At 34.9% G+C, this 677-nt stretch carries 2 protein-coding genes; one reads left to right on the top strand and one right to left on the bottom strand.

Annotated elements, in window-relative coordinates:
• On the bottom strand, positions 1–180 hold a 180-nt coding region (locus QJV33_RS11940; protein ID WP_281463628.1), incomplete at its 3' end, for a helix-turn-helix domain-containing protein.
• A gap of 22 nt (positions 181–202) precedes the next feature.
• On the opposite strand from QJV33_RS11940, the gene tnpA reads away from it, so the two are divergent.
• Positions 203–625, top strand: coding sequence for an IS200/IS605 family transposase (tnpA, locus tag QJV33_RS11945; RefSeq protein WP_281461876.1), 423 nt, complete (start codon positions 203–205; stop codon positions 623–625).
• Positions 626–677 lie beyond the last annotated feature (52 nt).

The following is a 677-nucleotide window of genomic DNA, read 5'->3' on the forward strand; positions in this document are numbered from 1 at the left end:
TAACAAAACCGCAATCTTAGCATAGCTGAACTTAAAGTCAGTATCAATTTTACGTTGTTCTTCGTTATACGCCAAAGCCCTATTATAGACAAACCGAGAGCATCCGCAAAACTGACGCAGTTTGCGAATATCCGCACCATTTGGCATTAATTCATATTTAAAGGCTTTCTTTATACGCATGACTGTATTATAGACTTGGTCTATGAATAGTCAACAAGATATACGACATGGAAGACATTGTGTATTTAATATTCATATACACTTAGTCTTTGTTACAAAATACAGAAAAAACGTTTTTAATCAAATGATCCTTGATGATCTAAAAGGTATCTTTGATGGAGTATGCCTGGATTTCCAGTCTGAGTTAATCGAGTTTAATGGCGAACATGACCACGTCCATTTACTTATTAATTACCCACCTAAAATCGCTATATCTAATCTTGTAAATAGTTTAAAAGGTGTCTCTAGTCGTATGATTAGAAAAAAATATGCAACCCACCTAAAACAAAAATTATGGGGTAATCATTTATGGTCACCGTCATATTTCGCTGGAAGTTGTGGCGGTGCTCCAATCTCAATTATTCGTCAATATATCGAACAGCAACAAAAATTAGATACTAACTAAGCCTTATATCTCCGCCCTAAAGGACGGAGTTTTACGGCTATTCATGATAAAT

The sequence above is a fragment of the Commensalibacter nepenthis genome, assembly GCF_029953305.1.
Taxonomy (GTDB): Bacteria; Pseudomonadota; Alphaproteobacteria; order Acetobacterales; family Acetobacteraceae; genus Commensalibacter; species Commensalibacter nepenthis.